A 22952-nucleotide genomic window follows, 5' to 3' on the forward strand; every position below is an offset into this window, starting at 1 on the left:
GGCCATCGCGAGGACGATCGGGGTGAGCGCGGAGGCGAGCCGCCGGGCGTTGGCGCGGGTGTTGGCGGCGGCGAGGTGTCCGGCGGCGCCGGAGGAGGCGGCCTCGCGGACCAAAGGCCCTTCGGTGCCCTCCTCCTGGCCGGGGACGACGGTGCCGAAGCCGTCGTCGTCCTGGGTGAAGAAGCCCGGGGAGGTCAGGGCGCACTGTCCGGCGCCGATGCAGATGTTCCCGTCGATCGAGATGCGCATCCGTGCGGGTCCTCTCACCAGGTGACGGGGAGTTCGAGCATCCCCTGGATCGTGTCCCCCGGCTTGAAGGGGATCTCCTCGGCGGGCGCGGCCAGCCGGAGCCCCGGCAGCCGTCGCAGCAGCGACCCGAGCGCGATCTCCATCTCCGCGCGGGCCAGGTTCTGCCCCAGGCACTGGTGGATGCCGAAGCCGAACGCCAGGTGGTGGCGTGCGGGGCGGGCCCAGTCGAGGGTGTCGGCGTCGGCGTAGGCGGTGGCGTCCCGGTTGATGACGGAGGTGGAGAACACCACCCCCTCACCCGCGCGGATCACCGTGCCGCCGATCTCGACGTCCTCGCGCGCGACCCGCAGCAGCCCGTCCGCGATCGACAGGAACCGCAGCAGCTCCTCCACGGCCGCCGGTACGAGCCCGGGGTCGGCCCGGAGCTCGGCCAGCCGCTCCGGGTGGCGCAGCAGCGTGTACGTACCGAGGGAGATCATGTTCGCGGTCGTCTCGTGCCCCGCCACCAGCAGGATCGTGGCGAGCTGCACCAGCTCCTGGCGGTCGGGACCGCCGTCCTGGAGCTGCCGGGCCACCAGATCGTCGAGCACCCCCTCGCCGGGCTCGTCCCGCTTCCGCTCGATCAGATCGCCGAGGTAGCCCTCCAACTGGGCGAGCGCGTCCTCGGTGTCCTCGCCGGTCGGGCCGCGCAGCAGCCGCCGGGACTGCGCCTCGAAGAAGTCGTGGTCCTCGTACGGCACTCCCAGCAGGTCGCAGATCACGATCGAGGGCACCGGCAGCGCGAACGCGCTCACCAGCTCGGCCGGCGGGCCCGCCGCCTCCATCGCGTCCAGGAGGCCGTCCACGGTCGCCTGGATGCGCGGGCGCAGCCGCTCGGCCCGCTTGAGCGTGAAGCCGGGGATCAGCATCCGGCGCTGGACGTTGTGCTCGGGGTCGTCCCAGCCGAGCAGCGCGGCCCGCCGCGACCTGCGCAGGGACGCGGCCCGCTCGGTCGGCAGGGGGAAATCCGGCCGGGTGGAGTCGGTGGAAAGGCGCGGGTCGGAGAGCAGCGCCCGGGCGGTCGCATGCCCGGTGACGGCCCACACCGAGCGCCCGTCCCAGAGCGTCACCCGCGACAGCGGGAGTTCCTCGCGCAGCGGGTCGTAGGCGGTGGGCGGGTGGTAGGGGCAGGTCCGGTCCTGGGGGAACGCAACGGCTTCCGTCATGGGGGGCCTCGCAAAGGCGAATCGGTGGCTCTGACGTGGGTTGCCGTCTCCACTACATGCCTCAGGCACCTATCTGGTCTACGCACAGTTCGGCCAATCCACCGGAAGAGGGGAGTCCATTCGGCGGTCGCGGGCCGGGGCATGAGAAGAGCCCGGCCTCGTACACGGGGGAGGTACGGGGCCGGGCCTGAGAACACAGTACCGCCGAAACTCCCTTTCGTGGTGCGATGGCGGCAAATCGCCCCCGGGCCTTCCGGAATCCGACGCATCGCCGAACCGGTCAACTACCCCTGGGGGCCGGGCTTCCGCCCTCCTGCCTAGGGTGGGCGGTAGAGCAACCACCGACCGCCCCGGAGGCGCCATGTCCCCGCTCATGAAGCTGAGCGCGATCACCCTCGACTGCCCCGACCCGCTGGCCCTGGCGGCCTTCTACCACGAGGTCACCGGACTCGGGGTCCATCCGAGGTCGGACGCCGAGTTCGCGAGTCTGCTCCCGGAGGGCGGGCCGATGCTCGGTTTCCAGCGGGTCGACGCCTACCGCGCCCCGACCTGGCCCGACCAGGTCGTCCCGCAGCAACTCCACATCTGCTTCGACGTCGCCGATCTGGAGGAGGCCGAGGCGCGGCTGCTGGCGCTGGGTGCGGGAAAGCCGGAGCGGCAGCCGAACGAGGAGCGATGGCGGGTGCTCACCGATCCGGCGGGGCATCCCTTCTGCGTCGTCCTGGCCTGAATGGTGCCGGAGCGGCGCGTCCTCGATGTGCCTTCGGCGTGGCCGCCGCCCCCGCAGACCCCGCCGGTTCAGCGCCGCGCCGCCCGGTGCAGCCTCGTGGCGCCGACGACCGGCACGACCAGCGAGAGGGTGGCGACCACCAGCAGCTCCGTCGGGCCGAGTCGGGAACCGGCCAGTGCGAAGATGGCGAGGACCACGACGAACGGGACGAGGGCGCAGGTGGCCGTCCCGATCGCCTTCTGGCGGTTGTCCCACCGGGGCGAGCCCCAGAGCAGCGCCAGGCCGACGAGCATGGCCGCCGTCCCCACGAACGCGTTGAACAGCGCCAGGATTCCGGCCACTCCGAGCAGCACCACCGTGAGCCGGGTGCGCGCGGGGCGGACCGCCGCCCCGCCCGCGGGCTCCTCGGCGAGGGCGGCGGCGGCCACGGTCCGGGGGTCGCCCAGGCCGGCCAGGACCTCGCGGACCTGGTCGTCCGCCTCGGCGCCGCTGACCTCGATGTGCTCGCGGAGGTCGGCGAGCAGCTCGGCCCGGCGCTCGGCGGGCAGTGCGGCGGATTCGCGGGCGACGGTGTCGAGATAGGCGGTCACCAGCGGGTGGTCGATGGCGTTCATGTGGTCTCCCCCTGTGGGTCGTTGAGAAAGTGGTCGACGGCGTCCCGGAAGGACGGCCATGCCTGGGTGAACTCGGTGAGGGCCGAGCGGCCGACGGTGGTCAGCGTGTAGTAGCGGCGCGGCGGCCCGCTGGGGGACTCGCGCAGCTCGGTGTCGACGAGCCCTTCGCGGCGCAGCCTCGACAGGAGCGGGTAGATCGTGCCCTGGCTCGTGGTCATGACACTGACCGCCGAGAGCTCGGCGAGCAGCTCGACGCCGTACCTCGGTCCGTCCCTGAGCAGTGCGAGGACGCAGTACTCCAGCACTCCCTTGCGGAGCTGGCTGGGGACCCGGCCTCCCGCCGCGTTCTTTGCGTTACCAGGAACCATGCAATGCAAGATAGTGCGGCCGCAGGTCCCTCCGCAAGGAGGGAGGGCCGTCGCGTCCGGAGGTGTCAGTCGCGGGGAGTCGTGCCCGCGGCCCGCAGATCGGCGAGGAGTTCGGCCTGACCGGCCAGCACCCCGGAGAGGATCGACCGGGCGACCGCGAGGAGGTCCGCGACTTCCGGATCCACCAGCGAGTAGTGCACGGTGGCCCCGTCGCGCCGGGCGACCACCAGATTGGCGCGGCGCAGGACCGCGAGCTGCTGCGAGAGGTGCGCGGGCTCGACGCCGACCTCGGGCAGCATCTCGGCGACCGCGTGCTCCCGCTCGCTGAGCAGCTCCAGCACGCGGATGCGGACCGGGTGCCCCAGCGTCTTGAAGAACTCGGCCTTCAGCTGGTACAGCGGCGCACTCACCCGCGCCACCCCCGCCGCGCCTGCGCCGTGCACCGTGTCCGTCGCGCTCTCATCGCCATGGCTCCATCCTCGCGCCCTGACGTCGATATGACGACATCGCGAATTTCCCAGATTAGCAATTCGGAAAGTGCGCGGCACGGGCCGGGTCGGCACAGCCGTGGCCCGCGCGCGCCCGGCGCCCCGTACCCTCCACTGACCGGGCGCCTCGCGAGAGCGCCACGACGACGGGGGACAGCGCATGACATACCGGCGCGCGGCGATACCGGCACTGCTCGGGGGAATCCTGCTCACGGCACTGCTGTGGTGGGCGGGCGCGAGCACCGACGCGCTCCGGCTGCCGGGCAGCGGCAGCGTCCTCGGCGGTCGGACGGCCGCCGAACTCGAACGGTGGCTCGCCCCCTGGGCGTACGACCCGCCGGCCGTGCTCCTCCTCGGCGCCGAGACGTCCGGCGACGCGGCCGTCGCCGACGGCGCCCGCTACCTCTCGCTCTACACCACCGCCCTCCAGATCCGCTTCTTCGCGGTCCCCGCCCTCTTCGTGCCGGGCGCCCTGCTCCTGGTCCGCCGACTCCCGCCGGTGCACGACCGGATGCCCGCCACGCTGCTCGCGCTCTGGGCCTGGGCCATCGTGGCCGGAACCCTCGCGGTGGCCGTCTCCACACCATGGCTGATCGCCTCGATGGGCCACGGCAGCTACCGCTTCCTGCCGCAGCTCGCGAGCGGCATCTCCGCAGGCCGGCAACTGCTCCTGGTCACCGGCCTCGTCGCGGCCGTCGTGACCACGCTCGTCGCGCGCGTCACCGCCAAGGGCGCCGGCCCCCTCCCGCGCACCCCCGTCCCGGCCCGCCCCGCCCGCCTCGCCGCCACCGCGGGCACCGCGGTGATCGCGCTGTCGCTGCTGCTCCTCTCGTACGAGAAGGTCGCCGCCGCCCTCCAGACGGTGCCGTCCCCCGGCGGACCGCTCGACGAACCCGGCGACCTGCTGCGCCAGTGGCTGCTGCTCGGCGCCTGGTCGAGCCCCGCCGGCACGCCGCTCGGGGACTGGCTCCTCCACCGGTCCGTCGACCTGCTGGTGCTCGTCCTCGTGTGGTGGGCCCTGCGGCTGCTGCCCGGACTGCTCACCCGCGTCACCGTCCCGGCGATGGCGGCCGGAGCCGTGAGCGCGACCGTACTCGGGCTGCTGGTGAGCCAGGTGCTGCGGATCGCCCTGGACACCCAGACCATGGCGTACGGACTGCTGTACGCCTCCGGCAGCCTCGGCAACGGCGTACCAGCCGCCCTGACCTGGGGCGTCGTGGCGGGCACGGCGGCGGCCCTGACCCTGAGGGCGGCCGGGCGGTGACGGGCTCGGCGGTCCCGCCCCCCTTCGACCCCGAACTGCGCGGGGCGCTGGCCGCCCTGGGGGAGGCGGTGCGGGAGCCGTACACCCCGGAGAACCTCGTGGCCCGGCAGGAGCGGGACGCGGCGACGCGGCCCCGGCCCACCGTCCTGGAGCTCCGGGCCGACGGGCGCTTCGACGTCGAGGAGCTGTCCGTGCCGGGTGCGCCCGGCGGCCCGGAGGTCACGCTGGTGAGCGCGCGCCCGGCCGGGGCCGCCGGCCCGCTGCCCCTCCTGTACTACCTGCACGGCGGCGGCATGATCATGGGCAACGCCTGGTCCGTCGTCCCCCACCTGCTCCGCACATGGGCGACCACGCTGGAGCTCGCCGTCATCTCGGTCGAGTACCGGCTCGCACCCCGCACCCGCTACCCGGGACCCCTGGAGGACTGCTACGCGGGCCTCGTCTGGGCCGCCGGGAACGCCGCCGGGCTGGGCATCGACCCGGAGCGGATCGTCCTCGGCGGCAAGAGCGCCGGCGGCGGACTCACCGCGGCGCTCGCCCTGCTCACCCGCGACCGCGGCGGACCCGCCCCGATCGGGCAACTCCTCCTGAGCCCCATGCTCGACGACCGCGGCGACACCTTCTCCAGCCACCAGATGGCCGGCGTCGACACCTGGGACCGTACCTCCAACGCGACGGCGTGGCAGGCCCTGCTCGGCGACCGCCACGGCACCCGGGACCTCCCGCCCTACGCCGCGCCCGCACGGGCGACCGACCTGTCCGGGCTGCCGCCGGCGTACGTCGAGGTCGGCTCCGCCGAGACGTTCAGGGACGAGTGCGTGGCCTACGCCGACGCGATCTGGCGGTCCGGCGGAGCGGCCGAACTGCACGTATGGCCGGGCGCCTTCCACGGCTTCGACACGGTCGCCTCCTGGGCGGCCCTCAGCCAGGACGCCCGCGAGGCCCGCACCCGCTGGCTCCGGCGCGTGCTCCGGACCGCCGCGGGGGAGTCCGGCGCGTAGCCGGGACCGGCTCCGCACATGCGCACGGGCCGCCCCGCGCATACGCTGATCATCGGTCAGACCGAGACGGACGGATGCCCTGAGGGAGTGCCGTTGGTGCGGCGGATGCGCGGCGGCATGGTCCCGGCGATGGTGGGCGCACTGCTCCTCGGGTCGGTCGTGCTGCCCGCGCCGGACAGGGGCGGCGACGCCAAGCCGCCGCCCCCCGCCGCCACGATGCACGGGGTGTTCCTCGGCTCGGGCGCCGAGGGCGTCGCCCGGCTGCGGCGGTTCGAGACATGGCGGGGGCACGGGACGCTCCAGGCGGGGCGCACATATCTCCCGGGGGACGACTGGGTCAGCATCGAGGGCCCCGAGGAGTTCCTGCGCCCGTGGGCGGCCTGGCGCGCCGCGCGCCCCGGCCGGGTCCTGGTCCTGAACGTGCCGATGCTGGACCGCAGCGAGGCCGGGCTGCCCGACCGGCGGGTCGCCGCGCTGCTCAAGGCCGGCGCGAGCGGGCGCTACGACGCCCACTTCAAGGTCCTCGCCCAGCGCCTCGTACGGCAGCGGCTCGGCGACAGCGTGCTGGTGCTCGGCTGGGAGATGAACGGGATCACCTACACCCACCGCTGCCACCCCGCCCCCGCCCACTGGCGGACCTACTGGCGCCGCATCGTCACGGTCATGCGCACCGTCCCCGGCCAGCGCTTCCGCTTCGACTTCGCCCCCAGCCGCGGGCGCGACGCCATCGCCTGGACCCGCTGCTACCCCGGCGACGGCTACGTGGACGTCATCGGCATGGACGCCTACGACCAGCCGCGCGGCACCTCCTTCCGCCGCCAGGTCGACGAACCGTACGGACTGCGGCACCAGGTCACCTTCGCCAAGCAGCACCGCAAGCGCGTCTCGTACCCGGAGTGGGGCCTGTTCCGCAACGGCGACGACCCCGCGTACGTCAAGGGGATGCTCGACTGGTTCCGTGCGCAGCGACCGCTCTACGAGTCCCTGGCGGACTACTGCCCGCACGGCGTGTGGACCTGCTCCCGGCACCCCAGGAGCGCCCGCGAGTACCGGCGCCGCTCCTAGACCGGCGGGGGGCGGTGCCGCCGCTACGATGGGGGGCACCGCGGGCCGACGGTGCGGCCGCCGGTGGCGAAGGGAGCGGGCGTGCGTCAGTTGGGCGAGCTGGAGGCGGAGATCATGGACCGCCTGTGGTCCTGGGGCCGCCCCGCCACCGCGCGCGAGGTGCTCAACGACCTGAACAGGCAGCGGCCCCTCGCGTACAGCACCGTCAAGACCGTCGCCGACATCCTCTACGGCAAGGGCATGCTGACCCGCGAGAAGGACGGCCGGGCCTGGCTCTACCAGCCCACCTGCACCCGGCAGCAGTACACCGCCGCCCGGATGCAGGACGCCCTGGAGGGCAGCCCCGACACGGCCGGCGTGATGGCCAGCTTCGTCGAGCAGATCTCACCGAGCGAGGTGGAGGCCCTGCGCGCCGCCCTGCGCGCCGCCAAGCGCCGGGGCGAGTCGTGATCACGGCCGCCGTGCTCGCGGGCTACGCCCTGCTCGTCGGCGCCGCCGCCCCCCACGCCCTGGCCCGCGCCCGCTGGCCGCACCGCGCACCCGTCCTGGCCGTCGCCGTCTGGCTGCTGCTCATGGTGACCTTCGTCGTCACGGCCGCGCTCGCCGTCTACCACCTCGTGATGACGGAACAGCACGTCCACGACGGTCTGATCGGGCTGCTCAGCGCCTGCGGACTCGCCCCCGGCACCCCCGTCGGCGCGGCGGCCCCGGGCGGCCTCGGCGACACCGCCGCGCTCCTCGCCCCGGCCGGAGTCGTCCTCCTCCCCGTGCTCTGGCTGCTCCGCACCGCCTGGACGGCACGGGCCGAGCGGCGCCGTCAGCTCGACGCGCTCCGGATGATCGGCCGGTCCTCGACGGTGTACGGGGCGACGATCGTCGAACACCCCGTCGCCGCCGTGTACTGCCTCCCGGCCCGGCCGGCCCGGGTCGTCGTCACACGCGGCGCCCTCGACGCCCTGGACGACGAGCAACTGCGCGCCGCCCTCGCGCACGAGCGCGCGCACATCGACGGCCGCCACCACCTGATCCAGATGCTGCTGCGCGCCTTCGCCCGCGCCTTCCCGAGGCTGCCGCTCGCCCGGCACGGGCAGGAACAGGCGCTGCTCCTCCTGGAGATGGCCGCCGACGACCGCGCCCTGCGGCAGCACTCGCGGGACGCCCTCGCGACGGCCCTGTGCGAGGTGGCGGCCGGGCGCGTGCCCCGCCCGGCCCTCGGGATGGGCGGCCGGGGCGCACTGATCCGGCTGCGCCGGGTCCTCACCCCGCAGCCGAGGCCGCACGGCGCGACCCGGCTCGGCGTCGCCCTCGCGGCGGCGGGCGCCCCGCTCTTCCCGCTGCTCCTCGGCTGCGGCCCCTTCTGACCAGCGGGGCGCGCGGTCAGATCCGGACGCCCCACATGAACGGCATGCCGCTGCGCGCGATCGACTCGTAGCGCACCTGGGCCCCGGGCTTGGGGGCGTGCAGGATCTGCCCGTTGCCCGCGTAGAAGCCCACATGGCTCAGGTCGGTCCGCATGATGATGAGGTCACCGGGCCGCAGGTCGCCCAGCGAGTTGATCCGCGTCCCCACGTTCGCCTGCGCCTGCGACGTACGGGGAATGTTCACGTTCGCCTGCCGGAAGGCCCACGACGTCAGACCCGAGCAGTCGAACGAACCCGGACCGCTCGCCCCCCACACGTACGGCAGCCCGACCCGGCTCTTGGCGGCCTCGAACGCGGCGGCGGCGCGCGAGGAGGCGCTCTTCTCGTTGCCCAGGTCCACCCGGGCGCTCGCCCGGTTGGCGCGGTCCTCCTTCTGGGTGATCGCGGCCCGCTCCTTGGCACTGAGGCTGTTCATCAGCTTCTGCGCCTTCGCCAGCTTGCCCTGCACCTCCGCCTTCTTACGGCGCTGCTCACCGCGGGTCTCCTCCAGCTCGGCCAGCTTCCGCGCGGCCTCGGTGCGCTGCTGCTGGAGCTCCCGGCGCTGCGCCTCGAAGAGCTGGAGGGCGTTGACGTCCCGCTCGCCGATCCGCTGCTGGATGCTCGCGCGCTCCAGGAAGGTGTCGGGGTCGGCGGTGAGCATCAGCTGCATCGACGGGTCGAGGCCGCCGCCCCGGTACTGCGCGGCGGCGAGCGAACCGACCTTGTCGCGCAGCCTGTTGAGCTCGCCCTGCTTGCGGGCGGTGGCGTCCTGGAGGGAGTCCACCTGCTTCTGGAGCGCGTCGGCCTTCTCCTTGGCGCCGTTGAACTTCTCCGTCGCCTGCGTGGCCGCCTCGTAGAGCCGGTCGATCTCCGCCTGGACCCCCTTCTTTCTGGGGTCGGGCGCGGGGTCGGCCCACGCCGTCTGCGCGGAGAGGGCCACGGCAGCCGCCGCGGTCGTCGTGAGCACGCCCGCGTAGCGGGGGCGTGAGGGCTTGGGACGACGGTGGGACGCCACGATGGGCCAGCTCCTTGTTCCTCGGGGAGGGCTCCCCCGGCCGGGACCGGGGCACGGGCCCGGCAGGCGGCCGGAGGAGCGTTCGAATGCTAAGCAACTTAGCTGACAAGTGGCAAGCGTCCGCATCGGGGAGGCGGCGCGGACGGCGGCCGTCAGTCGAGCGCGCTGCCCTTGCGCCAAGTCGCCCAGTCCACGTTCCAGGCGCCGTAGCCGTTGTTCACGGCCACCGTGTCGACGGAGTTGACGACGGTGACGGGATCGCCGAAGTCCACCCGGTCGTAGAACCACTTGGCGTCGGCGTCGCTCATGCCGATGCAGCCGTGACTCGCGTTCACCCGCCCGAACTTGCCCTCGTTCCAGGGCGCGGCGTGCGCGTAGGTCCCGGACGGGGTCAGCTGCACGTCCCACTTGACCGCGCCCAGGTCGTACGCCTCCTGGCCGAAGATGCCGACGGTCGCCGAGTTCATCCGGATGGTCGGGACCTTGCTGAGGACGACCATGGTGCCGTTCCACGTCTCGAAGGTCTTCTTGCCCGTCGAGACCTTGAGCGTGCGCAGCGGCCGCCCGTTCTCGGAGACCGTCATGGTCTTGCGGACGACGTCGACCGTGCTGGTCACCGCCTTCCCGACGGTGAAGCCGATCTCGCGCTTCTGCGTGCCGACGAGCGCGCCGTCGCGCACACCGACCAGATCCATGCGGAACGTGACCTTGGTCCCCGGCTTCCAGTACTCCTTCGGCCGGTAGTCCACGCGGTCCTTGCCGTCGCGGTCCTTCATCCAGCTCCACGAGCCCTCGACGGCGGGGGAGGCCGTGACGCTCAACTTGCGCTCGATCGCGGCCCGGTCGTGGATCGGCTTGTTGAACACCACCGACACGGGAAGGGCGACGCCGACGGTCGAGCCCTGGTTCACGTTGTACGTGCCGACGAAGATCTCGCTCTTGCGCAGCGTGGTGAACGAGCGTGTCACCGTACGCGCGCTGCCGTCGGCGCCGTTCACGCGGGCGCTGACGGTGTACCTGGCGCCGTACCCCGTACCGTGCGAGGACACCCAGGCCGTGCCGTCGGGCGACGTCCGCCCGTCCAGCCGCTTGCCGTCGGCACCGGTGACGGAGACGGACTCCAGCCGTCCCGCCGGGGCCGTGACGGTCAGCGGCTCGCCGGGTATGACGCTCTCGTCGGCGCCGCCCGCCCGGCCCGCGAGCGGGGAGAGGGCGACGGGTTCCGCCGCGGAGTCCGGGAGTGACGTCGTGCCCGGGGACGCGGAGTCCGACGGGGCCTTCGGCTGCCCGGCGGGGCCGGCCGCCGGTGCGGCGCAGGCCCCCGCCGTCAGCAGCGCGGTGGTGGCGAACGCGGCCGCGGCGAGTCGCCGGTGCGCGCGTCGGCTGTGGTGCATGGTGGACCTCCGGCCTTCGTCGGCTAAGTTAATTAGCTGACGAAGGAGGGGGCCGACATGGTTCCCGGCTGATGAGACGATCGACTGAGGGGGGTGGGGAGGGTGGTCCTGATCGGAGCGCGCGGACTTCGTGGCGCACGCCGGGCGTTCGGCGTCCTCGCCTTGCTGCTCGCCGCCTTCGCCGTCTTCGTCCACCACGAGGCGGCGACGGCCCCGGCCGTTGCTCCTGTCCGGGCCATGACTCACGGCATGGCGATGGCCGGGCACCCGCAGTCGGTCGTTGTCTCAGACGGGTACGCGTCCCAGGAGGCGATGGCGGGCATGGGCGCCTGCCCCGCTCCCGGCATGGGGCACTGCGCGGCCCCGGTTGTCGACCCGCCCTCGGTCACCGCCAGGGCCGTCACGGCAGCAGGGGGGACCGCCCGTCATCTCGCCGTGCCGGCCGGGCGGCCGGGGCCCGGCCCGGCGCCCTGCCGCCCGCCACCCGATCTGTCGATCCTGTCTCAGCTGCGGATATAGGCCGTCACGCCGCGGCGCCCGCCGGTGCCGCGCACGCGACGTACCTCCGCATGTCCACCCCTCCTGAGACGAGGACCCACGCATGATCCGCAAGACCCCCCTCGACCGGCGTTCCCTCCTGGTCGCCGGGCTCGGCGCCGCGGGCGCCGGCGTGCTCACCGCCTGCTCCGGGTCGGGCCAGAGCGGCGCCCCGTCGCTCGTCAGCCCCTCCGGACCCGAGGTCGCGGCGGCCGAGAAGGCCCGGGCCGGCACCGGCGCGGAGCGCAGGTACACCCTCACGGCGGCCGCCGCCAAGGTCGACCTCGGCGCCGGGATCACCGCGAGGACCTGGGCCTTCGACGGCCGCGCCCCCGGCAAGGAGCTCAGGATCTCCGCGGGCGACACCCTCGTGGCCGAGCTCTCCAACCAGCTGCCGGACCGCACCACCACCTCGATCCACTGGCACGGCATCGCCCTGCGCAGCGACATGGACGGCGTGCCGCCCGCCACCCAGGCCGCCGTCCGCGCGGGCTCCACCTTCACCTACCGCTTCCTAGCCCCCGACCCGGGCACGTACTTCTTCCACCCGCACGTCGGGGTCCAGCTCGACCGGGGCCTGTACGCGCCGCTGATCGTGGAGGACCCGAAGGAGCCGCTGGCGTACGACACGGAGTGGGTCGTCGTCCTGGACGACTGGCTCGACGGTGTCACCGGCACCCCGGACCAGGCCTTCGCGGAGGTCTCCAAGGGCATGGGCGGGATGGGCGGGATGGACATGAGCGGCGGTACGGGGGCGAGCGGGAGTGCCATGCCGGGCCACGACATGGGTGACATGCCGTCCACGGCCGCGCCGATGTCGTTCATGCTGATGGGCGCCCGCAGCGACCTGCTCGGCGGCGACGCCGGTGACGTGTCCTACCCGCACCACCTCATCAACGGCCGCGTCCCCGCCGACCCCGACGTCCACCGCGGCAAGCCGGGCCAGAAGGTGCGCCTGCGCATCGTCAACGCCGGCGGCGACACCGCGTACCGCGTGGCCCTCGGCGGCCACCGGATGACGATCACGCACACCGACGGATTCCCCGTGCGCCACGAGGAGGTCGACGCGCTCCTCGTCGGCATGGGGGAGCGGTACGACGTCCTGGTCACCCTCGGCGACGGCGTCTTCCCACTCGTCGCCCTCGCCGAGGGAAAGAGCGCCACCGGCATGGCCCTGGTCCGCACCGGCGCCGGCGCCGCCCCGGCTTCGGGGGTGCGTCCGAAGGAGCTGGACGGCAGGCTCCTGACGGCCGAGAGCCTGCGCGCCGCCGACTCCGTACGCCTGAGGACGGCGAAGCCCGACATCGTGCACCGGATCGCCATGGGGGGTGGCATGGCGGCGTACGACTGGTCCCTGAACGGCAAGCGCTTCGACATGAACGATCCGACGGCGAACCCCCTGCTGATCGAGGAGGGCCGCCGCGTGCGGCTGGAGTTCGTCAACGACACCGACATGTGGCACCCCATGCACCTGCACGGGCACACCTACCAGCTCGGCGAGGCGGGCCCGCGCAAGGACACCGCCATCGTCCTGCCCGGAAAGAAGCTGGCCGTGGACTTCGACGCCGACAACCCCGGCCAGTGGATGCTCCACTGCCACAACGCGTACCACGGCGAGGCCGGGATGATGGCGCTGGTCGCCTACCGCTCCTGATCGGTCATCCAGCGGGCCGCGAGCAGACCGGAGGCCGCCGTCAGGACGGCGGCCGCCAGGACCGTCGCGTCCAGGCCGATCGCGTCGGCGAGCACGCCCGCGAGGAGGGCGCCCGCCGCGTAGCCGATGTCGCGCCAGAAGCGGTACGTGCCGAGCGCGTTCGCCCGCCAGGAGGGGTGGGCCCGGTCGGAGACGGCGGCGATGAGCGCGGGGTAGACCAGCGCGGTGCCGATGCCCAGGCCCACGGCGGAGAGGAGTCCGGCGAGCAGGGGGCGGTCGAGGAGGGCGAGCGCGGTGAGGAGGCCGCCGGCCTGGACCAGCATGCCGGAGACGATCAGGGGTTTGCGGCCGATCCGGTCGGCCAGGTGGCCGGCGGGGATCTGGCCGAAGCCCCACAGGAGCGGGTAGAGCCCCTTGATGAGGCCGATCGCGGCGATGCCGAGCCCGTGGTGGGCGAAGAGCAGCGGGAAGACGCCCCAGGTCAGGCCGTCGTTGAGGTTGTTCACCAGGCCCGCCTGGCTGGCGCCGCGCAGGGAGCGGTCCCGCCAGGAGGTGCGGGCGAAGGCGCCCGCGAAGGTGACGTTCACCGGTGCCGCCGTCCCCGCCGTCCCTGCCGTCCCGGCCGTCCCCGCTCCTGACGGCGAGGGGTGCCGGGCGAGTTCGAGGGCCAGATGGGCGGCCGTGTCCTTGGCCAGGAGGGAGAGTCCGAGCCCCGCCGCGACGAAGACGACGCCGATGAGCTCGGGGGCCGGGCGGAGCCCGTACTGCGTGGCCAGATAGCCGGTGAGCAGGGCCGACGCGCCGACGGAGACATAGCCGGCGGCCTCGTTCAGACCGGTGGCCAGGCCCCGGCGGGCCGGGCCCACGAGGTCGATCTTCATGTTCACCGTCATCGACCACGTCAGCCCCTGGTTGACGCCGAGGAGCACGTTCGCTGCGACGATCCACCACCAGGACGGCGCCCACGCCAGGACGAAGGGCACCGGCACGCCAGCCAGCCAGCCCGCGAGCAGCAGCTGCCTGCGCCGGAAGCGGGCCGTGAGGGCGCCCGCGGCGAGGTTGGTGAGGGCCTTGGTCAGGCCGAAGGCCACGATGAACGAGAACACCGCCAGGTTGCTGGTGAGCCCGAACACCTCGGTGCCGATCAGCGGGACCGTGGTCCGCTCCAGGCCCACGAGCGCGCCGACCGTCATGGTGACGACGACGAGCAGGACGAACTGCGCCCGGTTCTCCCGCAGCCCAAGCCGCACCGTGCCGGATACCGGTGGGGGTATCGGGTCACGCGTGGGCGCGGGCTCGGTCGGCTCTGTCCGTTGGGTCATCTCGATGCACCGTCCTGTGAGTGTTTCGGCTGGCCACAATACCCCCATGGGTATTTTTCGGGTGTGACTCAGGATACCTAGGGGGGTATTTGACTTACGCCAGGTGACCTGTCTACGGTCGATGCATCGATACCCAGGGGGGTATTGAACTCAGCCAGGTCCCCGATGGAGGAATCGTCGTGTTCTTCGCCCAGTACTACCTCGACTGCCTCTCCCAGGCGTCGTACATGATCGCCGACGAGGCGACCGGACAGGCCGTCGTCGTCGACCCCCGACGTGACGTCTCCGAGTACCTCGCCGACGCCGCCGCGCACGGCTTCACCGTCGTCGGCGTGATCAACACCCACTTCCACGCCGACTTCGTCGCCGGCCACCTGGAGATGGCCGACAGCACCGGCGCGTGGATCGGCTACGGCAGCCGGGCCGAGACCGAGTACCCCATCCGCAAGCTGGCCGAAGGCGAGCGCATCGCGCTCGGCGACGTCACCCTGGAGATCCTGGAGACGCCCGGCCACACCCCCGAGTCGATCAGCGTCCTCGTGTACGAGCATGCCACCGACACCGTGCCGTACGGCGTGCTCACCGGCGACGCGCTGTTCATCGGCGACGTCGGCCGCCCCGACCTGCTCGCCTCGGTCGGCGTGACCGCCGAGGAGCTCGGCGCCATGCTCCACGACAGCGTCCAGAACAAGCTGATGGGCCTCCCCGACGCCGTGCGGGTCTTCCCCGCCCACGGCGCCGGCTCCGCCTGTGGCAAGAACCTCTCCACGGAGAAGCAGTCCACCATCGGCGAGCAGCGTGCCACCAACTACGCCTGCGCCCCGATGGAGCGCGAGGAGTTCGTCGCGCTCGTCACCGCCGGACAGGCCGCCGCGCCCGGCTACTTCGCGTACGACGCCGAACTGAACCGCAAGGACCGCGTCCTGTACGACGCGACGGCGGCGCCGCGCCCGCTGTCCACGGACGAGTTCGCCGAGCTGTGGCGTTCGGGCGCGGTCGTGGTCGACGCCCGCTCCCCGCAGGACTTCGGCAACGGGCACCTGCGCGGCGCGGTCAACGTGCCGGCCGAGGGCCGCTTCGCCGAGCAGGCCGGTACCGTCCTCGACCCGGCCGACGAGCTGATCGTCATGGCGCCGGAGAACCGCGAGGAGGAGGTCGTCACCCGCCTCGCCCGCATCGGCTTCGACCGGGTCGTCGGCTACCTGCGCAACCCGGAGGACGCCCTGGCGGCGCTCGCCGACGAGGTCGCGCCCGCGAGCCGCCTGACCGCCGCCCGTCTGCGCACCGCCCTGGCCGGGGACACGCCCCCGCTCGTCGTCGACGTGCGCACCTGCGGGGAGCGCGGAGCCAACGGCTTCATCGACGGCGCCCTGCACATCCCGCTGAGCGAGCTTCCCGCGCGCACGGACGAGCTGCCCGCCGACCGGCCCCTGGTCCTGCACTGCGCGGGCGGCCACCGGTCGTCGATCGCGGCGAGCCTTCTGCGCCAGCGCGGCTTCACCGACGTCTCCGACATCCTCGGGGGCTACGCGGCCTGGGCCCTGTCGGCGGAGTCCGCCGAGGCCTGACGGCGGCACCGTACTGCGCGCGATCCGGGGCCCTGGGGCCCCGTACGCGCCCGAAAATACCCCCTAGGGTATTCGTTTCTGTATCCCTCACCCCTCTCCACAGGAGCCACGTATGACCGAGACGTCCTCGTCGATCACCCCCGCCGTCCTCCACGCGCTCGTCCGCGAAGGGCGCGCGCCACGCCTGCTCGATGTGCGGACGCCCGGCGAGTTCCGCAACGTGCACATCCCGGGCTCGTACAACGTGCCCCTCGCCACCCTGCGCGAGCACCGCGCCGAGCTGCTGTCCCACCTGGACGAGGAGGTCGTGCTCGTCTGTCGCTCCGGCGCCCGCGCCACCCAGGCCGAGAAGGCCCTCGCGGAGGCGGGTCTGCCCAACCTCCGGGTCCTCGAAGGCGGCATGAACGCCTGGGAGGCGGCCGGGGCCCCCGCCAACCGGGGCGCCGAGCGGTGGGACATGGAGCGCCAGGTCCGGCTCGTCGCCGGCTCCCTCGTGCTGGTCACCGGCCTCGTCGGCGTGTTCGTGCCCGGCGCGCACCTGATCGGCACCGCCGTCGGCGCCGGTCTGACCTACGCGGCCCTCAGCAACACCTGCGCCATGGGCGTCCTGCTCTCCAAGCTGCCCTACAACCGGGGGCCGCGCACCGACATCCGCACCGTCATCGCGGAACTGCGGAACACCCCGTGATCGCGCTCGTCGTCGCGGCGTCCCTGCTCGTCGGGGTCACCCTCGGCGTCCTAGGCGGCGGCGGCTCGATCCTGACCGTGCCCATCCTCGTCTACCTGGCGGGGCTGGATCCGAAGGAGGCCATCGCCACCTCCCTCTTCGTCGTGGGCGTCACCAGCCTCGCCGCGCTCGTGCCCCACGCGCGCGCCCGGCGGGTGCGCTGGCGGACCGGCCTCCTGTTCGGCGCCTTCAGCATGGCGGGCGCCTACGGCGGCGGACGGATCGCCGCGTTCGTGCCCGGTACGGCGCTCCTCATCGCGTTCGCCCTGATGATGCTCGCAACGGCGGTCGCGATGCTCCGCAAGTCGCGGCGCGCCGACGATCCGAAGCCGCCGCACCGGGAGCTGCCCCTCAAGCGCGTCGCGGTCGAGGGCCTGGTCGTCGGCGGGGTCACGGGCCTGGTCGGCTCGGGCGGCGGGTTCCTCGTGGTCCCGGCGCTCGTGCTCCTGGGCGGCCTGCCCATGGGCATAGCCGTCGGCACCTCGTTGCTGGTCATCGCGATGAACTCGTTCGCCGGTCTCGCCGGACACCTCGCGGACGTGCGGATCGACTGGGGCCTCGCCCTGATGGTGACCGCCGTGGCGGTGGCGGGCAGTGTCGTCGGCGGGCGGCTCGCGGGCCGCATACCGCAGCCCGTGCTGCGCAGGGCCTTCGGCTGGTTCGTCGTGGTGATGGGCGTCTTCGTCCTCAGTCAGCAGCTCGGTACCGGGCTGTGGGTGCACCCGGCGACCTGGGCCGTCCTGGGCGCGGGTCTGCTCGCCGCGACAGCCGTCCGCTTGCGGGCGAAAAGCAGCGGCTAGGGTGAATTAATACCCCTAGGGGTATCCTGATAGATGGGGGGTGAGAGTGGAGGAGGATCTCCGTGCAGGTGGAAGAAGGGGCCGTGCGCCCCGTGCTGAACCGGCTGCGCCGCGCCCAGGGGCAGCTCGCCGCCGTCATCGCGATGATCGAGGCCGGCCGTGACTGCAAGGACGTGGTGACCCAGCTCGCCGCCGTCTCCCGGGCCCTCGACCGGGCCGGGTTCAAGATCGTGGCGAGCGGGATGCGGCAGTGCCTCGCCGAGAGCGACGCCGACGCCCCGCCCATGTCGGAGGAGGAGCTGGAGAAGCTCTTTCTCGCCCTGGCGTGACCGCGGTGAAGGCGGCGGCCTGACCATCGGACCCCCGGATGCCGACTACGTACATCCGGGGGACGCTGGTCACCCCGAGCGCCCCACGGCGTGGTGACACACCATCACCCGATCGGCGGATTCCATGTGGTTGCGGGGCGGCGGCCCGAGGAGGCTCGAAGCAGCGTGCTCCGCCCGTACGGCGGGGGAGCGCACGGGGTAGGAACACCAGAAGGGAACACCGGCATGAGTCAGCAGACAGCACAGCCGTCAGGGCGACCCCGGGGCGGCCGGGGCACCGGCGGCTGGGTGGCCGGCGGGGTCGTGTTCGCGGCGGTGCTGATGCTGTGCAGCGGCATCCTCGGGGTGCTGGAGGGCATCGCCGCCGTCGCCGAGAACGACGTGTACACCCGGATCGGCTCGTACGTGTTCGAACTCAGCCTCACCAGCTGGGGCTGGATCCACATCGTCCTCGGCGCGCTCGTCGCCCTCACCGGCGCCGGCCTCCTGAAGGGCGCGACCTGGGCCCGCTTCGCGGGTCTGCTCCTCGCCTCCCTGAGCCTGCTCGCCCAGTTCCTCTTCCTGCCGTACGCGCCGTTCTGGTCGATCCTCGTGATGGCGATCGACGTGTTCGTGATCTGGGCCCTCGCGAGCAGCCTGGACGACCCGGGGAGCCGCACGACGGGCGCCTGAATCGGGCCTGTGTGCCCGTTCACAGCCACGGCGCGACCTCGCAGATACCCGGTTCCACCGAGCCGGCGCAGGTCCAGCCCGACTTGCGCCCGTTGCTCGGCAGGCTCCACGAGAGTTCGAAATGCTGCACGGGATGCGCGGGACGGCCCTCCGCCTTGAACGGCACGCCCTTGTCCAGGATCTCCAGCGGAGCGCTCGGGGGCGCCTCGCCCGCGACGCGGTAGGACGCCTTCAGCGTGAACGTGCAGGTCTCGTGCTGCGTGATGGCGTCGATCCGCAGGTTGGAGCCGGTCTGGTTCTGTCCGAGGGCGACCGACGCGCCCTGGAAGTAGGGCGTGCCCTGCCTGCCGCCCTCCTCGTCCTCGACCAGCAGGACCTTGCTGCGCCCGGAGAGGTCCAGCGCGAGGTTCTTCACCGGTGAATCGCCGGCCGGAGGGTAGCTCACCACGACCGCGGCGTCGGCGGGGACGCAGGTGACGGCGTCGGCGCTGATGTCGTCGATGTTCACGGGGGCGCTCTTCAGACTCTCCAGGCCCAGCCGGATGGAGGTGACGGTCCCACCGGTGGTGAAGTGCGGGGGCGTCTTCGACATCGCCGGCTGATACGCGAGCACCCGGCCGCCCAGCGGGCGGAGCAGCTCCCACACCTTCCGGGACGCCCCGCCGTCGTCGCCGTAACCGAGCCTGATCGCGGTCAACGCCCGTTGGGTCTCCGCCGACAGAGGCTTGTCCAGGACGATCTGCCACTCCCCGGGGAACGTGGCGGGGTCGTAGTCGCCCTGAGCCACGTAGGCGGTGCTGACCTCGACGGGCTGCCTCGCGCGGTCGACGGCCCGCTGCCCGTCGTCCTCGTGCCGAGCGGTGTCGACCGCGCTCACGTTGTCGAGCGAGTGCCCCACCCACCAGCCCGCCGCGCCCGCCACGAGCCCGCACGCGAGGGTCAGGGCGACGACCATGACGCGCCTGGGTCCGCGAAGCCCCACCACATGGGGGGCGATCACGGACGCGGCGTCGTCCGCGAGGGCGTCGGGCCAGGCGGGGGCGGGTGCCGGAACCGTCTCCGGTGGTGCCACCGGCGACGTCACCGGTGCCGGTGCCGGTGTCGGTGTCGGTGTCGGTGTCTGTGCCGGAGTCGAGCCGTTCGGTTCGGTCGGTGGAGTTGTCGTCATGTCGTCCCCCGGGTGCGTCAGGCCGCCGTATCGGACCTCAGATCGTGGCGTGAGGAGGGCGTGGCAGGGGGAGACTTGACCTGTTTGTGACGGTGGTCAGGCCGCCGCCACTCCCAGGAAGCGCAGCACGGCCAGTACGCGGCGGTGGTCGGCGTCCGCCCGGGGGAGGTCCAGTTTGGCCAGGATGCTGTTGATGTGCTTGGCGACGGCGCTCTCGCTGACGACGAGCTGGGTCGCGATGCCCGCGTTGGAGCGGCCCTCGGCCATCAGCGCGAGGACGTCGCGCTCGCGGGCCGTCAGGCGGTCCAGCGGGTCGCTGGCCCTGCGTACCAGCAACTGCGCCACGACCTGCGGGTCGAGCGCGGTGCCGCCGTCGGCGACCCGGCGCAGCGCGTCCACGAACTCCTCCACGTCCGCGACCCGTTGCTTCAGGAGGTAGCCGACCCCGCTCGTGTTGGTCGCGAGCAGTTCGGCCGCGTAGCGCTCCTCCACGTACTGGGAGAGCAGCAGGACGGCGGTCTCCGGCCGGTCCCGCCGGATGGACAGGGCGGCGCGCACCCCCTCGTCGGTGAAGCCGGGCGGCATCCGGACGTCCACGACGGCGAGGTCGGGCCGGTGCTCCTCGACGGCGGCCAGCAGCCCCCGCGCGTCCCCCGCCTCGGCCGCCACCTCGAAGCCGGCCATCTCCACCACCTTGACCAGGCCGATCCGCAGCAGCACGGAGTCCTCGGCGATCACGGCACGCCTCACGTCGGGCACGGCAACTCCACGCTCATCTGGGTCGGTCCCCCTACGGGGCTGCTCATCCGGAAAGTCCCGTCCACGGACCGCACGCGCTGCGCGAGCCCCCGCAGTCCGCTGCCCCTGGACGGATCGGCGCCGCCCACACCGTCGTCGGCGATCACCACCCGCAGTATCCCGCCAAGACGGGTGACGGTCACCTCCGCCCTGGTCGCCTCCCGCGCGTGCTTGGCGCAGTTGGTCAGCGCCTCGGAGACCACGAAGTAGGCGACGGCCTCGACGGCGGAGGCCGCCGACGGCTCGTGGGGCGGCAGTTCGACGCGCAGCCGCACCGGCAGCGGTGCGCGGGCCGCGAGTCCGGACAGGGCCGCGTCGAGGCCCCGTTCGTCGAGCACCGCCGGATGCAGCCCGCGCACCAGGTCGTTGAGCTCCTCGATCGCGTCCTTCGCCTCCTGGTGGGCCGCCTCGATCACGGCCCGCGCCTCGGGCGGCAGGTCCTTCAGCGTCGCCTTGGCGATCCCCAGGTTGAGCGCGAGCGACACCAGCCGCTGCTGGGCGCCGTCGTGCAGGTCCCGCTCGATCCGGCGCCGTTCGGCGTCCGCCGCGTCCACGGCCCCGGCGCGGCTCTCGGTGAGGTCGGCGACCCGCCGCGCCAGGTCCTCGCTGGTGTCGGGGCCGAGCAGCCGGGGCCCGAGGTGGGTCTCCATCCGCACGAGCGCCGAGGAGAGGGCGGGTACGGGGGCGAGGGCGCCGAGTCCGGCCAGCGTGACGTAGAGCGCCTGGGTGCTGTAGCCGCGGTGCTCGATCCGCCACTCCCAGGGCACCGCCCAGATCCACACGTACACCGTGGCGGCGGCCACCCCGGCCACCAGCAGCCCCAGCACCAGCACTTCGAGCGCGCCGAGGAGGAGGCCGGTGAAGCAGTGGTAGCCGGTCTGCCGCAGCGGTCGCCGCCACCCCGGGCGGGGGATGTCGATGCCGAGCAGCCGCCGGAAGCGCCAGATCTGGGCCACGGTCAGCGCGGGCACGGCGAGCACCGCGAGCACGACGACGGCCCCCAGGATCAGCGGCGCCTCGGCGTCGCCGCCGTTCACGATCTCCCACACGAGGCCGGCGGCCACGAACAGCAGGAAGCCCATGAGGAGATGGAACGGTATCCCCAGGGCGAGGAAGGACGTGTCTCGGGTCACGCGGGTCAGCGCGCGCCGCGTCCGGGGCGGGACCTTCATGATCCAACCGTACGTGCCGCCGCACGCCGCCCGGTATACGCCTGGTGCCCGCTCGGGGGGTATAGCCAGTGCCACCCCAAGTCGGACAGCGGTGCTACTGACCTGGGCGGGGCCGCCGAGGAGTGTGGAGCACGAGCCCGGACCGCCGGGTCCGTGACTCCCCGAAAGGCACCTGCCATGGCCCTCATCGCCGCCCAGCCCGCCACCGCCACCGCCACCGCGACCGACCGCCGCCGCGCCGCCGGGGCCCCGCCGCGCGCCGCCCGTTCGCGTCGCCGCCACGGCCGGGTCCTGCTCGGCGCGGGCCTGGTCCTGCTGCCCTGGCTCGGCTACCTGGCCGGTACCCTGCCGCCCGCCGAAGCGGCGGCGTGGGTCGCCCTCGACGCGCTGGAGGCGGCGGCACTCCTGACCGCCGGCGCCCGCCTCCTGACCGGTGACCCGCGCCACCGGGCCCCGGCGGGCGCGGCCGCCACCCTCCTCCTCGCCGACGCCTGCATCGACCTCGCGACCGCCGCCCCCGGCCCCGAACTGGCCACGGCCGTCGCCATGGCCGCACTCGCGGAACTCCCGCTGGCCGCCCTCTGTGTGACGCTGGCGGTCGGGAGCGCGGGCGCACAGCGCGTCACACCGTCTTGATGCCTCCGCCCTCGACCACGTAGTCGGCGCCGGTCACGCTGGCCGCGCGGTCCGAGGCGAGGAAGGCGACGACCGCCGCGACCTCCTCCGGCTCGACCATGCGCCCCGTGGTCATGCCCATCGCCGCGGGCACTCCGGCCAGGAACTCCCGGTGCCCGAGCCCCTGGGCCTCGGCGAGGCGGGCGCCGAAGCCGTCCTCGTCCTCCCACATGCCGGTACGGGTCGGGCCGGGCGTGACGGTGTTGACGCGCACGCCCTGCGGGCCGAACTCCTCGGCGAGCGCCTTGCCGAATGCGTTGAGGCCCGCCTTCGCGGCGGCGTACTCGATCGGACCGGTGCCGGGCAGGCGGGCGCTCATGGAAGAGATGTTCAGCACCGTGCCACGGCGCTCCAGGATGCTCGGGAGGAGGTGCCGGGTGACCCGTACGGAGCCGAACAGATTGACCTCGAAGCAGCGCGCCCACCGCCGGTCGTCGGTCCCGAGGAAGCCCTGGAGGGTGAACGCGTCTCCGCCGCCGAGGTTGTTGACCAGGATGTCCACCCCGCCGAGGTGTGCGAGGGCCTGCTCGCCCAGCGCCTCCGCCCCCTCCGGAGTGCTGAGGTCGGCCGCGACGGGATACGCGCCCGTCTCCTTGAACTCCGCCGTGACCGTGCGGGCCGCGCCCACCACGCGTACCCCTTCGGCAACGAGCTGCCGCGTGATGGCGAGGCCGACACCCCGGCCGGCTCCGGTGACGACGGCGGTCTTCCCGGTGAGATGGAGGTCCATGCGTTTC

The 22952-nt window shown here is 73.2% G+C and carries 26 protein-coding genes; 14 read left to right on the top strand and 12 right to left on the bottom strand.

The genetic code is table 11. The annotated features are described in order from the left end of the window. The coding region (locus ABTZ54_RS35730; RefSeq protein ID WP_502997324.1) for a ferredoxin at positions 1-249 on the bottom strand (249 nt) is incomplete at its 3' end. Between the two features lie 14 nt (positions 250-263). After that, entirely contained in the window at positions 264-1454 is a 1191-nt protein-coding gene (locus ABTZ54_RS27710) for a cytochrome P450 (protein WP_351668171.1), read from the bottom strand. Positions 1455-1815: 361 nt separating this feature from the next. Here ABTZ54_RS27710 and ABTZ54_RS27715 point away from each other — a divergent pair, with 361 nt between their 5' ends. Continuing rightward, positions 1816-2184, top strand: coding sequence for a VOC family protein (locus ABTZ54_RS27715; RefSeq protein ID WP_351668173.1), 369 nt, complete (start codon positions 1816-1818; stop codon positions 2182-2184). Between the two features lie 68 nt (positions 2185-2252). Here the strand turns inward: ABTZ54_RS27715 and ABTZ54_RS27720 are convergent, their stop codons facing one another. The 3 genes from ABTZ54_RS27720 to ABTZ54_RS27730 form a co-directional block, all read right to left on the bottom strand. Further along, a complete protein-coding gene (locus ABTZ54_RS27720) occupies positions 2253-2798 on the bottom strand; it encodes an HAAS signaling domain-containing protein (RefSeq protein WP_351668175.1) in 546 nt (181 codons plus the stop codon). After that, positions 2795-3166, bottom strand: a complete 372-nt coding sequence (locus ABTZ54_RS27725) for a PadR family transcriptional regulator (RefSeq protein ID WP_351668177.1) — start codon at positions 3164-3166, stop codon at positions 2795-2797. The genes ABTZ54_RS27720 and ABTZ54_RS27725 overlap by 4 nt, the downstream gene beginning before the upstream one ends. Positions 3167-3231: 65 nt before the next feature. Next, a complete protein-coding gene (locus ABTZ54_RS27730; RefSeq protein WP_351668179.1) occupies positions 3232-3576 on the bottom strand; it encodes an ArsR/SmtB family transcription factor in 345 nt (114 codons plus the stop codon). Between the two features lie 238 nt (positions 3577-3814). Between ABTZ54_RS27730 and ABTZ54_RS27735 the strand changes: the two genes are divergently transcribed. From ABTZ54_RS27735 to ABTZ54_RS27755, 5 genes are all read left to right on the top strand, one after another. Beyond that, complete coding sequence (locus ABTZ54_RS27735) at positions 3815-4918, top strand: hypothetical protein (RefSeq protein ID WP_351668181.1); 1104 nt, start codon at positions 3815-3817, stop codon at positions 4916-4918. Beyond that, the gene (locus ABTZ54_RS27740; RefSeq protein ID WP_351668183.1) at positions 4915-5919 is read left to right on the top strand and encodes an alpha/beta hydrolase; all 1005 of its coding nucleotides are present in this window, start codon (positions 4915-4917) and stop codon (positions 5917-5919) included. Before ABTZ54_RS27735 ends, ABTZ54_RS27740 begins: the two co-directional genes overlap by 4 nt. A 105-nt stretch (positions 5920-6024) precedes the next feature. After that, on the top strand, positions 6025-6984 hold the full coding sequence (locus ABTZ54_RS27745; protein WP_351668378.1) for a glycoside hydrolase family 26 protein: 960 nt from the start codon (positions 6025-6027) through the stop codon (positions 6982-6984). A gap of 81 nt (positions 6985-7065) precedes the next feature. After that, positions 7066-7434, top strand: a complete 369-nt coding sequence (locus ABTZ54_RS27750) for a BlaI/MecI/CopY family transcriptional regulator (RefSeq protein WP_351668185.1) — start codon at positions 7066-7068, stop codon at positions 7432-7434. After that, entirely contained in the window at positions 7431-8345 is a 915-nt protein-coding gene (locus ABTZ54_RS27755) for a M56 family metallopeptidase (RefSeq protein ID WP_351668187.1), read from the top strand. The genes ABTZ54_RS27750 and ABTZ54_RS27755 overlap by 4 nt, the downstream gene beginning before the upstream one ends. 16 nt (positions 8346-8361) lie before the next feature. Here the strand turns inward: ABTZ54_RS27755 and ABTZ54_RS27760 are convergent, their stop codons facing one another. Next, positions 8362-9399, bottom strand: coding sequence for a C40 family peptidase (locus tag ABTZ54_RS27760; protein WP_351668189.1), 1038 nt, complete (start codon positions 9397-9399; stop codon positions 8362-8364). A 152-nt stretch (positions 9400-9551) separates the two neighbouring features. After that, positions 9552-10793: a L,D-transpeptidase gene (locus ABTZ54_RS27765; RefSeq protein WP_351668191.1), complete on the bottom strand. Its 1242-nt coding sequence runs from the start codon at positions 10791-10793 to the stop codon at positions 9552-9554. Between the two features lie 102 nt (positions 10794-10895). Between ABTZ54_RS27765 and ABTZ54_RS27770 the strand changes: the two genes are divergently transcribed. After that, the gene (locus ABTZ54_RS27770) at positions 10896-11312 is read left to right on the top strand and encodes a hypothetical protein (protein ID WP_351668193.1); all 417 of its coding nucleotides are present in this window, start codon (positions 10896-10898) and stop codon (positions 11310-11312) included. Between the two features lie 82 nt (positions 11313-11394). Continuing rightward, positions 11395-12984, top strand: a complete 1590-nt coding sequence (locus ABTZ54_RS27775) for a multicopper oxidase family protein (protein WP_351668195.1) — start codon at positions 11395-11397, stop codon at positions 12982-12984. Here ABTZ54_RS27775 and ABTZ54_RS27780 read toward each other — a convergent pair. Further along, positions 12972-14306 carry an MFS transporter gene (locus tag ABTZ54_RS27780; RefSeq protein ID WP_351668197.1) on the bottom strand — a complete coding sequence of 445 codons (1335 nt, stop codon included), beginning with the start codon at positions 14304-14306 and terminating at the stop codon, positions 12972-12974. The two genes, ABTZ54_RS27775 and ABTZ54_RS27780, sit on opposite strands and share 13 nt — an antisense overlap. 179 nt (positions 14307-14485) lie before the next feature. Here ABTZ54_RS27780 and ABTZ54_RS27785 point away from each other — a divergent pair, with 179 nt between their 5' ends. The 5 genes from ABTZ54_RS27785 (at position 14486) to ABTZ54_RS27805 (ending at position 18402) form a co-directional block, all read left to right on the top strand. Continuing rightward, entirely contained in the window at positions 14486-15874 is a 1389-nt protein-coding gene (locus ABTZ54_RS27785) for a rhodanese-like domain-containing protein (protein ID WP_351668199.1), read from the top strand. Between the two features lie 112 nt (positions 15875-15986). Next, entirely contained in the window at positions 15987-16562 is a 576-nt protein-coding gene (locus ABTZ54_RS27790) for a rhodanese-like domain-containing protein (RefSeq protein ID WP_351668201.1), read from the top strand. Continuing rightward, entirely contained in the window at positions 16559-17401 is an 843-nt protein-coding gene (locus tag ABTZ54_RS27795; protein ID WP_351668203.1) for a sulfite exporter TauE/SafE family protein, read from the top strand. Before ABTZ54_RS27790 ends, ABTZ54_RS27795 begins: the two co-directional genes overlap by 4 nt. A 62-nt stretch (positions 17402-17463) precedes the next feature. Further along, a complete protein-coding gene (locus ABTZ54_RS27800; protein ID WP_351668205.1) occupies positions 17464-17730 on the top strand; it encodes a metal-sensitive transcriptional regulator in 267 nt (88 codons plus the stop codon). A 225-nt stretch (positions 17731-17955) separates the two neighbouring features. After that, complete coding sequence (locus tag ABTZ54_RS27805) at positions 17956-18402, top strand: DUF7144 family membrane protein (RefSeq protein ID WP_351668207.1); 447 nt, start codon at positions 17956-17958, stop codon at positions 18400-18402. A gap of 19 nt (positions 18403-18421) precedes the next feature. Here ABTZ54_RS27805 and ABTZ54_RS27810 read toward each other — a convergent pair whose 3' ends face one another. The 3 genes from ABTZ54_RS27810 to ABTZ54_RS27820 all read right to left on the bottom strand — a co-directional run bounded on the left by ABTZ54_RS27810 (position 18422) and on the right by ABTZ54_RS27820 (position 21540). Further along, a complete protein-coding gene (locus ABTZ54_RS27810) occupies positions 18422-19474 on the bottom strand; it encodes a hypothetical protein (protein ID WP_351668209.1) in 1053 nt (350 codons plus the stop codon). 192 nt (positions 19475-19666) lie between these two features. Beyond that, on the bottom strand, positions 19667-20308 hold the full coding sequence (locus ABTZ54_RS27815; protein ID WP_351668380.1) for a response regulator: 642 nt from the start codon (positions 20306-20308) through the stop codon (positions 19667-19669). 8 nt (positions 20309-20316) lie between these two features. Continuing rightward, complete coding sequence (locus ABTZ54_RS27820; protein WP_351668211.1) at positions 20317-21540, bottom strand: sensor histidine kinase; 1224 nt, start codon at positions 21538-21540, stop codon at positions 20317-20319. A 177-nt stretch (positions 21541-21717) separates the two neighbouring features. Between ABTZ54_RS27820 and ABTZ54_RS27825 the strand changes: the two genes are divergently transcribed. Further along, the gene (locus ABTZ54_RS27825) at positions 21718-22176 is read left to right on the top strand and encodes a hypothetical protein (RefSeq protein ID WP_351668213.1); all 459 of its coding nucleotides are present in this window, start codon (positions 21718-21720) and stop codon (positions 22174-22176) included. Here ABTZ54_RS27825 and ABTZ54_RS27830 read toward each other — a convergent pair. Then, on the bottom strand, positions 22163-22945 hold the full coding sequence (locus ABTZ54_RS27830; RefSeq protein ID WP_351668215.1) for an oxidoreductase: 783 nt from the start codon (positions 22943-22945) through the stop codon (positions 22163-22165). The two genes, ABTZ54_RS27825 and ABTZ54_RS27830, sit on opposite strands and share 14 nt — an antisense overlap. Positions 22946-22952 lie beyond the last annotated feature (7 nt).

It is taken from the genome of Streptomyces sp. NPDC094032, from assembly GCF_040303965.1.
Taxonomy (GTDB): domain Bacteria; phylum Actinomycetota; class Actinomycetes; order Streptomycetales; family Streptomycetaceae; genus Streptomyces.